At 36.1% G+C, this 13860-nt stretch carries 14 protein-coding genes; 2 read left to right on the top strand and 12 right to left on the bottom strand.

The genetic code is table 11. The features are described 5' to 3' along the window. Positions 1-19: 19 nt before the first annotated feature. The 4 genes from DN410_RS06090 to DN410_RS06105 form a co-directional block, all read right to left on the bottom strand. Positions 20-1144: a hypothetical protein gene (locus DN410_RS06090; RefSeq protein ID WP_149175800.1), complete on the bottom strand. Its 1125-nt coding sequence runs from the start codon at positions 1142-1144 to the stop codon at positions 20-22. Positions 1145-1212: 68 nt separating this feature from the next. Continuing rightward, positions 1213-1743, bottom strand: coding sequence for an NUDIX hydrolase (locus tag DN410_RS06095; protein ID WP_149175801.1), 531 nt, complete (start codon positions 1741-1743; stop codon positions 1213-1215). A gap of 100 nt (positions 1744-1843) precedes the next feature. Further along, a complete protein-coding gene (gene lepB / locus DN410_RS06100; protein ID WP_149175802.1) occupies positions 1844-2380 on the bottom strand; it encodes a signal peptidase I in 537 nt (178 codons plus the stop codon). A gap of 82 nt (positions 2381-2462) precedes the next feature. Beyond that, a complete protein-coding gene (locus DN410_RS06105; RefSeq protein ID WP_149175803.1) occupies positions 2463-4616 on the bottom strand; it encodes a peptidoglycan D,D-transpeptidase FtsI family protein in 2154 nt (717 codons plus the stop codon). Between the two features lie 288 nt (positions 4617-4904). On the opposite strand from DN410_RS06105, the gene DN410_RS06110 reads away from it, so the two are divergent. Next, a complete protein-coding gene (locus DN410_RS06110) occupies positions 4905-5486 on the top strand; it encodes a hypothetical protein (RefSeq protein ID WP_149175804.1) in 582 nt (193 codons plus the stop codon). A 55-nt stretch (positions 5487-5541) separates the two neighbouring features. On the opposite strand, the gene DN410_RS06115 is transcribed toward DN410_RS06110, so the two are convergent. Further along, complete coding sequence (locus DN410_RS06115; RefSeq protein WP_179958585.1) at positions 5542-6276, bottom strand: NAD-dependent protein deacylase; 735 nt, start codon at positions 6274-6276, stop codon at positions 5542-5544. Between the two features lie 420 nt (positions 6277-6696). Here DN410_RS06115 and DN410_RS06120 point away from each other — a divergent pair, with 420 nt between their 5' ends. After that, positions 6697-7824 carry a YncE family protein gene (locus tag DN410_RS06120; protein WP_255446683.1) on the top strand — a complete coding sequence of 376 codons (1128 nt, stop codon included), beginning with the start codon at positions 6697-6699 and terminating at the stop codon, positions 7822-7824. A gap of 245 nt (positions 7825-8069) precedes the next feature. On the opposite strand, the gene pcp is transcribed toward DN410_RS06120, so the two are convergent. The 7 genes from pcp to DN410_RS06155 are packed head-to-tail and all read right to left on the bottom strand — an operon-like array spanning position 8070 to position 13656. Next, entirely contained in the window at positions 8070-8717 is a 648-nt protein-coding gene (gene pcp / locus DN410_RS06125; RefSeq protein ID WP_149175807.1) for a pyroglutamyl-peptidase I, read from the bottom strand. Positions 8718-8733: 16 nt separating this feature from the next. Further along, on the bottom strand, positions 8734-9696 hold the full coding sequence (locus DN410_RS06130) for a DUF979 domain-containing protein (protein WP_001021656.1): 963 nt from the start codon (positions 9694-9696) through the stop codon (positions 8734-8736). Between the two features lies 1 nt (position 9697). Next, positions 9698-10393: a DUF969 domain-containing protein gene (locus tag DN410_RS06135; protein WP_002120438.1), complete on the bottom strand. Its 696-nt coding sequence runs from the start codon at positions 10391-10393 to the stop codon at positions 9698-9700. Between the two features lie 22 nt (positions 10394-10415). Then, on the bottom strand, positions 10416-11177 hold the full coding sequence (pxpA, locus tag DN410_RS06140) for a 5-oxoprolinase subunit PxpA (protein ID WP_149175808.1): 762 nt from the start codon (positions 11175-11177) through the stop codon (positions 10416-10418). Positions 11178-11195: 18 nt separating this feature from the next. Next, positions 11196-12185, bottom strand: coding sequence for a 5-oxoprolinase subunit C family protein (locus DN410_RS06145; RefSeq protein ID WP_149175809.1), 990 nt, complete (start codon positions 12183-12185; stop codon positions 11196-11198). After that, positions 12176-12889, bottom strand: coding sequence for a 5-oxoprolinase subunit PxpB (gene pxpB / locus DN410_RS06150; RefSeq protein ID WP_149175810.1), 714 nt, complete (start codon positions 12887-12889; stop codon positions 12176-12178). The genes DN410_RS06145 and pxpB overlap by 10 nt, the downstream gene beginning before the upstream one ends. 14 nt (positions 12890-12903) lie before the next feature. After that, positions 12904-13656, bottom strand: coding sequence for an IclR family transcriptional regulator (locus tag DN410_RS06155; protein WP_149175811.1), 753 nt, complete (start codon positions 13654-13656; stop codon positions 12904-12906). Positions 13657-13860: the final 204 nt, after the last annotated feature.

The raw sequence follows: 13860 nt of genomic DNA on the forward strand, positions 1-13860 counted from the left end.
CCCCTTCAAATCGTTTTATTTACTCTTTTAATGCAAGAAAGGTAATATCCTCCCACTTCTTATCTAATTGCAAAGTAGTCTTTTCAACGCTGGTTCCTGTTAATAAATCATACCCCTCAATCTCAGCGACCAGTTGTTTCGTTTTACTTTTCGAATTCATATCTTTGTATAGGATGTATATTTTATTCTCCTGTACTTGTATATCACATATTCCTTTATCCTCTCTAGCGATTTTTGTTTTTTTATCGCTTTGCAATGAATATGTACGTATAATGTTCAAGTCCTCATCTAACTCTTTCATTTTTTCATCCTGATCTAAAATATACACATTATTATCACTCACATGCACTAGAACAGGTATAAATTGCTTGTCATCTACTATCGTTTCTTTTTCTACTACTCTAGTTTCCGGGTTTATCATCATTAATTTAGCTGGTAACTTTTGATTCACATTATCACTCAATGCGAGTAATAATTTATCTTTATACTTTTGAAAAATTATTTTTTGGGCAGTTGATGCAAAATACACGTTTCCATTAGGAATTTCAAATTCATTTGTTTTTTTATTTGTAGCCAAATCTATTTCTGAAATATATACTTTATCTATCTGTGAAAAGGCGTATATGTGATTCTCAATAATATGCGCTCCTTGAATCGTTCCCTTCAGTTCTACACTCTCTTGCCTTTTGTCACTATCTTTCCAATATACAAGCTCACTTGTATATTCCTTATTTTCGTCTACCAATCCAATATTCACATCATAATATGCATATCCTTGCTCTGCATGTATGAAATATGCCCCTGCGTTTACATTTTTTAATTGTTTAGGTCTATTTAACCCACGTATTTTACCTGTCTTATCAATTGCATAATGATTGTTATTTCTATTTGATGAGAAATAGTACCCATTTTCATCTTTTGCATTACTCATCATACTTTGACCATCTACTTCTATTTTACTAATCTCATTTCCTTTCTTATCGTATGCATATATGTAACCACCGTTTTTCATTGCATTTGAATAAGATACAAGATAATCTGCCCTTTGAATATCTTTAAGTTCTGTATCACTTTTAGAACAAGATACAAAAAGAAACATTGTACATATGACGATTATGGCCAATGAATTATATTTCTGAAACATATCATCACCCCGCGTATAGAATAAGAGCAATCGATACGAAAATACCGATTGCTCTTTAAAATATTTTATCAACTAGAGTGTGAGAGTAATTTTTTTACATATCGCTTGTTCGCATCATCTTCCGTCAGAAATGCAGTTGTGTAATTAATAATATTCCGGTTATCATATGTAAATATATGCTCTAATTTTTTATCTTCTGTTAATATTATTGGTAAGTATTTTGATAAATTGCTAACTACACCTCTATTATCACAATTTAATATCCAATCGATTTCTTTCCATTCTAATAATCCTTCCGCCGTACTTAATGGCGTGTCCATATGTACTCCATCTGGTAGATCAGCAAGGAATACATACATTCCTTCACTACCTCGAGGCTCGTCCTTACTTTTAAAAACCACATTCCCTTTATAGGTTACACTTGGAAGATCTATGCCTGTTTCCTCAAGCGTTTCTCTAATTATTCCTTCATATGGCGTTTCATTATCTTCAATTTTTCCTCCGACACCATTCCACATTCCCATATTCGGCTTTTTATTTCTATTCAATAAGAGTATTTCATTTCCTTTTCTAATGAAACAAATTGTGTACTTATACATGCGATCAGTTCCTTTCTATTCCTTAACCGTTAACTTCATTCCCGTTAAAAAGCATCTAATTATTCATTGGTTGTTTTTTGAGGAACATTAAGATACTAAACTAGTCTATTATTTTCATTTTTGAAAAAGGATAATACACAAATTCCACTTTTCCTATTACGTTATCTTCTTCAATATACCCTAAACCATTGCGGCTATCCCTACTAATTTCACGATTATCTCCCATTACAAATAACTTATTTGGTGGGATTTTTGTCTTTTGAAAGTTGTAAAAGACTTGTGTATTGTTGAATAACTCTTTGTTTGTATATGGCTCTTCTTGCTTTTTATCATTTACATATACTGTTCCGTTCGTTATGTTAATTACATCACCAGGAAGCCCTATGACACGTTTCACATAATATTTCAACTCATCCTCGGCTTTTATAATGACAATTTCTCCGTGCTGTAAATTTGAAAAATGTACCGCTGCTTTATTTACAAATACGTAGTCTTCTTCATACAGAGTTGGCTGCATCGATTTCCCTTTTACCTTGCATAACGTAAATGAATGGTAGGCTATTACCATGACAAATATAAATAGTATGTACTTCCCCCAGCCTGTCTTAATCTCCTTTTTCTTAATCTCCTCTTCCATATTCATTCCCACCTTATTCAAACGCTTTTTAACTCAAAAAATATATCACTGCACAATGTGTGTCTGTGCAGTGATACTATTTTTACTGGGCTTTGTTCAGCTGTTCTACCGGGGGTGGATTTACACCCGATCTTTTCGCTTTCAATTCAAAATACGCATCTAAAATCTCTTTACCAATCGCAGAATTAATTCCTGATTTATCGTCATTCACCCATGGTACAACAACTGAAAAAGCGACTTCCGGATCAGCATCATATGGTGCGTAACCGGCAAGAGTTAAATTATAACATTTTTTTCGATTATAGTTTTCATCTCTTCCAATATCACTTTCCCCGCCATATACTGTTTCAGCTGTTCCTGTTTTTCCAGCTGGTTTATACGGTAATCCTTTAAACGTTGCGGTACCTGTTCCGTCTGCTTCTTGGAATACTCTTCTAAATCCTTCTTTTACGTGATTGATATAGGAAATGTCCATATCCACTCGATTTAATATAGTTGGTTCCATTGTCCGAATGACTTTCCCAACATCCTCTGGTCTATTTGGTTGTTCTCTCACTTCTTGCACAATTTGTGGTTTCATCCGGTAACCGCCATTCGCAATCGTTGAAATGTATTGCGCAAGCTGAAGCGGTGTATATGTATCATATTGTCCAATCGCATAATCAAGTAAAAAACCAGGTATATTATCAGTTCTACCTATTTGACCGATCGATTCATTCGGCAAGTCAATACCAGTTGGTACGCCTAGGCCAAATTGTCTAAAGTAATAGCGCATTGTATTAAATGTTTCTTGTTTAATATCTAACGGATTTTGTGGTACATAATTAATACCTGCCATTTTTAAAGCTGTATTAAACATATAAACGTTCGATGAAACTTGTAAAGCTCTTAAATCATCAATATCCCCAAAGTCTTTCCAAGATTTCTTCGGCTTGACACTTCCTTTAAAGTACATTGGTGCATCAAAGAAATGCGTATACGGCTTAATCGCTTCTGTTTGATATCCGGCTAATAACGTAGCCCCTTTCACAGTTGATCCTAACTCATACGAGCTTGTCATCGTCCCTAAAGCGAAATCTTCTATTTGCATCCCACCGTCTTTATTTACAATTTTCTTTCCTGCCATTGATAAAATTTGACCGTTTTTCGGATTCATCATTACAACAAATGCGCGATCCATCATCGGCTCTGAAGAATGAAACGCTCTTAAATTTTTATCAAGACTCTCCTCCACTTTCTTTTGTAACTCCATATCCACTGTTAACATTAAATTATTTCCACTTTTTCCTTTTGTCACTTTTTCAGTTCGAACAATATTCCCAGTTTTATCTGTAATATTTTTCGTCTGCTCTTTCGTACCATGCAGTGCATCTTCATACTGCTTTTCGATGTAACTCTTACCGATACGATCATTTCGGTTATAATCTCGTACTAAATAGTAGTCTAATTGCTCCCTCGGTAATCCTTCATTTTCACTAGAAACACTACCAAGGACAGAACGGAGTATTTTATCATTTGGATATTCACGTTCCCAATCCACTGTCGTATCTACTCCTGGCAAGCTTGCCAATCTTTCGCTTACGACTGCATATTCATTTAGACTCACATCTTTTTTTACAATTTGCGGTGTCATTTTATATCCCGCATTCATTTTACTTTTAATTGCTAATACTTCTATATCCTCTTTTGAAAGTTCATTTAATTCTTCTTGTGTAATTCTTTCTCGTCGTAATTCTTCTACTTTTTTATCTAACTCTTTTCCTTCTATTTCCTGCTTCCTAAAGTTACTTTCATCTTCTTTCGTAACTTTTGCCATAGCACTTTTTTCATTTAACTGCATCCAAAAATCTTTCTTATCAGTCTCCGTTAACTTATCCATATCCTCCTGCGGCATTTCAATTAACTTTGCTAAATCCCTTGCTACTTGTAAAACTTCCTTCGAATCTACCCCTTTCATTTTCGTATATGTAACGGTTCGTAACGGTTTATTATTTACAATCACATGACCTTCCCGATCAAACATTTTCCCTCTAGGAACAGGCGTGCTCACCGTCACATCTTCCTTCTTATTCACTTCATTTCTATACGTTTCTCCATCAATGATTTGTACTTTACCTAATTGAATTATAATAGCTGAAAATAAAAGAAAGACGATAAAAAATAGTACATTCAACCGAAATGGAATGTGGGTCTTTTTCTTTTTCGATTGTTTCTTCTGCTCCTTTTTCTGTCTCATTTCGCTCCCTCACTTCATTCTATTAACTTCTACACCTAAATCATTATGTATCAAATTTATTTATATGATATATATAGAATTTTATATTAATTACAAAAGAAATAAAAGATTAAATTTTCAGTTTTTTAATTCCGCAACCTATTTATTACCATTCCCTTAATACGCCGTAACATGAATTTTATTCTGAAAGAAAGAGCGTATCACACTGGTTTTTTATTCCATTTGTTTACATTTCTTTGTATACTTAAGAAATAAATCAATACAAGACATTACGAAGGAGCAAACAAAATGACAGATTCATTTACAATATATATTAATACGCCACACTGTTTAAACTTTATGATTTATATTCAAAATATTTATCTTAATCAAAAAGAGAGCAAAGGAAATTTGCGATTTCCTTACATAGCAAAAACATTCAATTTCTCTAATGATTTTAAAGAAAATTTCAAAGAATTATGGCATACACTTCGTAAACAAATTACTAACGACAAATATGATTCGCAAATTTTTTATGAGGAGAATCACATTTTTTATAAGAAGCTTTTTGATGCTGATTTATGTAATGAGGAATCATTTAAAGAGTTAATATGTAGTTTTAAAGTATGGTGGACTAGCATAGCAGGTCAGCTTTCATTAGAATATTCTGTAACTGAGTATAGTACGCAACTTTATAATGACTTAGTTTTATACTTAAAACAAAACCAAATAGAACCCTTACAACAGCTACATATTAGCTTACTTTATGACGATTGTGTATTCGTTAAAAAAAATATTACTTCTTACTCTGCTATTTTACCTACCAAAAACTTTTTTATAAGTTATAAAGATGTGATTACTACATTATCGAAATGTTTTCATGTCGCTTAAAACAGCGGTTACTCAAATAAAAAACTGAGGTGGATACCTCAGTTTTTTCAATAAATTATTTTGAAGATAACCCTTCAACGAATTCACCAATCTTTTCTTGAAATACATAATCAAAGTTATATTCCTGTCCTGTTAATTCTTCATTTACTAAAATCGTTGTTGCTCCTACTTCCCTCTTTGCGATTTCTGGGAATGAAGCGACTGGTTGTACTTTGAGTGACGTTCCCATTACGAGAAGTACATCTGTTTCATATAAACGTTTTATCGCATTTTGGTATTGCGGCAGTGTATCTCCATATAAAACAACGTCTGGATTTAGAATGAAATTACACTTCTCGCAGCGTGGCACTTCATGATCGATCATATACTGCAAATCATATCCCGCTTTACACTTCGGACAATGTGCTGTTTGCAGTGTTCCGTGTAAATCAATAACATGTTTACTACCACCTACTTGATGCAAACCGTCAATATTTTGCGTTAAAATCGTTATATCTTTCCCTTGTTCTTCTAGCTCTGCTAAAAAGCGATGACCACGATTTGCTTTATATTGGTGAAACGTATTAATTTGAAAGATTTCTTTATAATGCTTCCAAAACTCTTTCGGATTCCGGTTATAGTATCCTCTTGATAAATACATCTCTACATTTGCATCAGCATACAATCCATTTGATGAACGGAAATCTGGTATACCACTTTCCGTACTTGCACCTGCGCCTGTTAATACTGTAATTTTCTTCGCTTTTTCTAAAATTGAACGTACTTCTTTGTATTGTTGCACAAACATCACCTCTATGTATATTGCTATACTTATTATACCAGTTGTTTACAGATGGTGTTGTACAATTCGGTTGACTTACTATGTTGCATTATCTACACCCAAACTTTTTTGGGCGTAATTAAAGTTTCAAAGATAATTATTTCTATCCCTCGAAGATCGACAGCACTACTCTATTATTTTTTTATTTCGCACAAACACACTATCAGTGGTATTGTTTATTGCATTTAATATAATGAATCCAATTTTAGAAAGGAGTTTTGAATTTTGCCTGATCATAAAAAACAACCTCCTAAGCCACCTCAAAAACACCCCTCATCTCCATCCCCCTGCACACCAGAGATTACGCTTGATGTTTCTCCTGCTAAAAATTGCTCTATTCAGTTATCTGGGACAGTTACTTGTGGTGGACAACCTATTGCCGATGCGACTGTGGAGTTCGAGAGCACTTCTCCAGAAATTCATCCTATCTCTTCAGCGAAAAGTGATAAAAATGGAGAATTCTCCTCTAACGTTGAGATAACATCCGGGGTTCAATCCAGTGAAATATCAATAACTGCTTCAACTAAAGTTAAAGAAGGCTCTGCTTCGACGTCCAAAACCGCTAAGATAGAATGTCAGGACCCATCACCAAAAAATAAAATTTATGTTACAAATTTCGTTACTCTTCCTAATAACGCTAGTAATACTATTTCAGTGATTGATGGTGATACGAATCAAGTTATTGCAAAAGTCTTGAGTGGAACTACCCCGTTTGAAATTGCTGTGAATCCAGTCACTAATCGGATTTATGTTACAAATTTCGTCGGGAATACAGTTGCAGTAATTGACGCTCTTACAAATACACTTATTACCGCGATTCCTATTGGTAATGGACCGTTTCCTGGTGCCCTTCCTGCTGGAATCGCAGTTAATACTGTTACGAATAGAATATACGTTGCTAATTCAGCAGATGAGACTGTTTCGGTAATTGACGGGGTTTCAAACCAAGTTATTGCTACGATACCAGTTGGGAGAAACCCCATGGGAATTGCGGTTAACCCTACTACCAACAAGATATATGTTGCAATGAATAATGATACTACTGTTTTTGTTATTGATGGCGAGCTTAATAACGTTACTGATGTTTTCTTGGTCTTTGCGTTCCCCTCTGACATAGCTGTGGATACTATTAGAAATAGGATTTATGTTACAAATTCCGTCGGCAAGATTGTGTCAGTCGTAGATGGGTTTACAAATAAAGTTATTGCTGAAATCGTGGTAGGTCAAAGACCTCATGCCATCGCAATCAATCTCTCTCATCCCTTTTCAAGTCGAATTTACGTTACAAACCTTGATGACAATACTGTATCGGTGATAGATGGAGATAAAAACATCGTACTAGTAACAATTCCAGTTGGGACCAGACCCGTTGGAGTTGCTGTAAACCCTATTACTCACCGAGTTTATGTAACGAACGCGACTGATGGAAACGTTTTAGTAATTGATGGACTAACGAATACTGGCATTGATACGATTCTATTTAGTGGTTCGCCCGCTGGGATTGCAGTCATCCCTTAGTATGATAGAACTAAGAGTAATTTTATAAAATTATAGATTACTTAGGATGACAATACAAAAAGGGAACCCTCCTAATCTTACGAAAGGAGGATTCCCGAAGATGTATTCATTTCATTTGGGATAATCAGTTATCTCTACAACAAAAGAGGAGTCTAAGCTAATATTGAGATGATAGACTGTGCATTTAACCCTACTTATCTAGCTGTAATAAATATTTACAGAAGGTGTTGTACAATTCGGTTGACTTAATGCGTCGCACCGCCGCACGCTACAATATCTACCTCAACCTCCATCGCTACCTCAATCGCCAACTCTATCCCCTTACTAATAGTAGAAAGTGACATACTCGGTTGACCTGGATAGTTACTCGCTTGTTCTGGTAAAAACGGAATATGAATAAATCCGCCTTTTATTTTCTGATCATGTTGTTCTAGTTCATGCATGAGGCTATAAAATATGTGATTACAAACGAATGTACCTGCTGTTTGTGAAACGGAAGCTGGTATACCTTCCCCACGAAGTTTTTTTACAATTGCTTTCATCGGTAACGTCGACCAATATGCAGCCGGCCCTCCTTCTACAACCGGTACATCCACCGGCTGATTCCCTTCATTATCAGCAATTCTTGCATCATCAATATTAATTGCGACACGCTCTACCGTAACATCTGGTCTCCCCCCAGCTTGTCCGATACATATAATCATTTCAGGCTTTAGTTCTTCTATATAGTCTTTTAATACGCTTATTGATTTATGAAAGACAGTTGGGACTTGTTTACTAATAATCTTGTATTCTCCGATTGTTTTTTCATGTAAACTTTTTGCTACTTCCCAAGCTGGGTTGATACTTTCTCCGCCAAACGGATCGAATCCTGTTAGTAATACTGTTTTCATAGTTTCATCCTCCTAATTAGAAACGGTATACAAGGCCGTACATGATAAACATATTGATAATGAAAATAGAAAGAGCAATTGGTACTTGCGCCTTAATAACAGCATTCTTATCTTTCAGTTCTAAAAGCATTGCCGGTACGATATTAAAGTTTGCCGCCATTGGCGTAATAAGCGTTCCGCAATATCCAGCAAACATACCGAGTGCTGCCATAATTGCTGGGTTCCCGCCGTGCATTTGAACAATTAAAGGTAAACCAATTCCTCCAGTAATAACGGCAAACGCTGCGAATGCATTACCCATTACAACTGTGAATAGCATCATTCCTAAACAGTACGCCATAACAGCAACGAACGGATACTCTGTCGGTAACACTTGTCCAACTAAATCAGAAACGACTTGTCCGACGCCAGATTTTGCAAAAATGCCACCAAGCGCTGCTAACATTTGTGGTAAAATAACTGCCCAGCCGACAGCCTGTAATAGTCTACTTCCTTCCTGTACAGGCGTTGTTATTTTTGCTTTTGTAATACGCATCGCCGCAACGAATGCGAGTAGTGCTCCTAACGCTAATGCAACTAACGTTACTTTATCTGGATCAACGAGAGAGACATTTCCCCACTTGATTTTTCCTAACGTCAGTGTACCGATAATTGTAAAAATCGGAATTAAAAGTGCAGGCATAAAAATTTTATTTTTTAATTTCTCAGCATGTTTTACACGTTCTTGTACTGGTACTTCCTTCTCCTCAGATTTTGTTACTTTATTGAGTGAAGCTAACACGACCATAGCGAGTACGATACAGCCAACGTAAAACGAGGGGATTACATTTCCAAATAAAAATGTAACGGCAAACAATGCCCAAAATAAGCTAGAACCGAATCGATTTGGGTGTTCACGATCAAATGCGATACGCACAGCGATAAAAGCAACGATTATTCCTAATACGTAATAAATTGTATCCATAGTTATGATGTTCATTTTATATTGCCTCCTTCTCTTCTTTTTCTTCTGCCTTCATTGTTTTCTCTATATATTTATCAAACCTTCTAAACCTAATCCAGCTCACAATAAGTGCAGATATTGCTGTTGGAATTCCCCAAAGTGCCATATCCCATACTCCGACGTGCATACCTACTGAATCGAAGAATCCTTTCATTAATAAAATCGCACCAGTTGCGATGAAAATATCCTCTCCGAAAAACCAAGCTGTATTTTCTGCAGCAGCTGCATTCGCTTTAATCTTCTCTCTTAATTTTTCAGGGAGTTTACCGTATTTACCTTGCGCAGCTCCTTCTGCCATTGGTGCAACGAGTGGTCTTACTGTTTGCGCATGACCACCAATATTAAGCCCTAGTGCTGCTGATGATTCTCTTATCGTAAAATATGACATTAATACTCTTCCAGTTGTTGCGCCTTTTGATTTTGTTATAAGTGCTTCTGCTCTTTCTTTTAAACCGTAACGCTCTAAAATTCCGATTACTGGTAAAGTTAATATAATAGGCATAGACATATATCTATTTTCTATGAAAAATTTACCGAACATGCTGATGACATCATAAAAGCTTAATCCTGAAACCATACCAGTAACAATACCTGCAACCATAACTACTAACAATGTGTTTAATCTAAATAAAAAACCAACTGCAACGAGTAATATCCCGATTAATTTAATCATTTCTAGCACTTCCCCTCATTTTTCATTTCGGTGCACAAATAGTAATACCATTAAGTTCGAATGTTCTGTATATTTTTTCCGCAAATTGGACGGCTTTTTCTCCATCACCATGTAAACATATTGTTTGTGCCTGAACTGCTACTTTCTCTCCATTCACTGCTTTTACATAGCCTTCTTTCACCATTTGAAGTACTTGTTTTATCGCTTCGTCCTCATTTTTTATGAGCGCGTTTTCTTCTGTACGACTCGTTAACGTTCCATCTTGCGTATATGTACGATCAGCAAAGGCTTCTTGTACGAGAGTTACATCGTATTTTTCCGCAGCCTGTATAAACGCCTCGCTATTTGCTAACCCGTAAAGTGATAGATCTCGGTTTATATGAGAAATTGCCTTCGCAATTGCGTCCGCAATTTCTGAATTTGTTGCCGCCATATTATATAACGCGCCGTGCGGTTTTACGTGTTGCATTTTCCCGCCAGCTGCTTTCACAAATCCGTCTAACGCACCGATTTGATATAAAACATAATCGTATACTTCACTTGCTGAAACATTCATATTTCTTCTCCCAAATCCAATTAAATCAGGAAATCCAGGATGTGCCCCGATTGCTACATTATGCTGAAGTGCCTTTTCAACCGTTTTCCGCATAACAGATGGATCACCCGCATGAAAACCACAAGCAACATTAATAGAGGAAACGAACGGAAGAATTTCATCATCATTCCCCATTTTATAAGCGCCAAAACTTTCTCCTAAATCACAGTTTAAATCAATTGTCTTCATGATGTTTCCCTCCTAATTTCAACCCCGTAAAGCAATGAATTTCTTTAGTAGATTCATATTTTTTTCCTGCTCTATATATAATTGTTCCGCTTCTTGTATCGTAACTTTTTCAAACGTTACATAGTCACCTGGTTTTAGCTGCGCAAGAAGAGGTAAATCTACTGAAATAACATTTCCAATTCTCGGATAGCCACCTGTCGTTTGTCTATCTGCCATTAATATAATAGGCTGTCCGCCGTTTGGAACTTGAATGGTTCCGAATGTAACTGGGCTCGATAAAATCTCTTTTTCAACGGCTCTATTTAACACTTCTCCGTCAAGCCGATATCCCATACGATCAGCATAATTGGACACTTTATACTCTTTCGTAAAAAATGAATCTTTACTGCTTTCTGTAAACTGATCATATTCAAAATTTGTTATGACGCGAAGAATGGGATGCTTCTTATATTTTGGTAAAGCGTCGTTACAAATAGCCCATTTCATTTTGACTCTCTCTTCATCGTGTAAACGTTGAATGAAGCGACTCGCAATGTCTGCCCCTGCACCAATTTGAAAATGATCTCCTTTTTTCAGCATTCTTCCTCCTATGCCGCCAATCGCAGCACGTATGTAAGTACTTTTGCTTCCCATCGTACGATCAATATGAATACCGCCTGCAAAAGTTACATATGTCCTACAACCACTTTTCGCTTTTCCGAAACAAAGCATGCTACCTTCTTCAGCTAAAATAGGACGCCATAACGGGATTCGTTCCCCATTCAATAACGGTTCCATATCCGCACCGCCAATCGCAAGCAACGTCGTTTTCTTTATTAACAATTTAGGCCCCATGATCGTCATTTCGAGTCCTGCTTCATTCTCTTCATTACCGACTAACATATTAATCATTCTAAGCGCATTTTGATCCATAGCCCCACCAACAGGTACACCGTATTGTTGATAATGAGATCTCCCTAAATCTTGGACTGTTGTAAACATCCCTGCATGCAAAACCTCTACATCCATTCTTTAGCCCCCTCAAGCGATACGTACTTTTCCTTTGTTATCGGTATAAATCGTAAATACATACCACTTTGAATATATGTTGGTGTTTCTTCTTTCGGATTAAATAAAGAAATAGGTGTTCGGCCGATAATATTCCATCCGCCCGGTGTTTCAAGCGGATAAATACCCGTTTGATTTCCGCCAATCCCTACCGAACCCGGTGCGATTTGTAACCGCGGTGTTTCTTTTCTAGGTGTTTCTAGTTCTTTCGGTAGTCCCCCTAAATATGGGAATCCTGGTGTAAAGCCTAACATATACACAAAATATGTTGTTTCACTATGTATTCGAATAACATCCTCTACTTGCAAGCCTTGATAATGAGCGACCTCTTCTAAATCAGGTCCAAATTCTCCGCCGTAGCAAACTGGTATCGAAATATGTTTCGCATCTCGTTTCATCTCTTCTTTATAAGAAGCATTCAGTTCTTTTATATACTGACAAACGTAATCATATGGCCTTTCACTTCTCTCATTTCGCTTCCATACTTCGTATACATTGTAATAAACAGCTAATGAAGTAAAAGATGGAACGCATTCAACCATTCCTGCGAACGGATGTTGCTGCAGTGCTTGAAATAATCGTTGCACTTTCTCGTATATATCCATCCTAATTTCTTCACCAAATGTAACAATAATTGCTTGATCCCCTAACGCAGAAAATCTCATCCCATTCCCTCTTTCTATGCCCAAAAGCCGAGTTCTTTTGAAATGCGGTATGCGGTTTCTTTCACTTTCGCAATAAAATAAGGAATACTACTGTCACTATACTCAATTGCTACACCGGAAATACTAATACCCGCTACAACCGTTCCATCACTTGCGAAAATTGGTGCTGCTATAGCCGCTGTATGATTTTCTAGTTCAGAATAACTAATTGTATACCCTTCCACTTTCGCCATATGTAATACTTCTAGCAACTGCTCTTTATTCACAATCGTTCCATCTGCAAACTGTGTTAAATCTGTTTCCTCTACGTACTTTCTTTTCTCTTCCTCAGAAAAATACGATAGTAAAATTCTCGGGCAAGCACCAGCATAAAGCGGAGCTCGTCTTCCAACCGCCGTATACACACGTACTGGCTGAACCCCTTCCATCTTTTCAACATAAATTGCGTCATTACCATCTTGAATGATTAAGTTGACCGCTTGCCCTAAGCTATCTCTAAGTTCTTTCATATATGGAATCGCAATATTTCTGACTGATAGCCTTTGTGAAACAAGTTGACCGAACCGCAAAAAAACGACTCCTAGACGATATTTCCCCTTTTCGTTTTTTTGTAGAAACTCCATTTCTTCTAACGAGCCAATTAAACGATAAACAGATGTTTTCGGCATACTCGTAAGCTGAACCATCTCTGTTAAACTTAGCTCTTCATGCTCATAAAATAACTCCAAAATATCCATTGTCTTAACTGCCGTTTTATTTATACTCATCCTATCTCCTTTAAGTTCCGTTTTTCGGAACTTAAATTCCGTTTTTCGAAACAAACATATAATTTAAAATTATAAAATATTCTTTCAATTCTTTCAATATTTTTTTCAAGTGGATAACCTAGGAGGTTTTGTCAGTAATTTAAAATGCGCGTAAAGAATTACATATATTTATAAATTTTCATATCTAACTATTATCCTTTCAAC

Source organism: Bacillus sp. SH5-2 (genome assembly GCF_008368905.1).
GTDB classification, from domain to species: Bacteria; Bacillota; Bacilli; order Bacillales; family Bacillaceae_G; genus Bacillus_A; species Bacillus_A luti.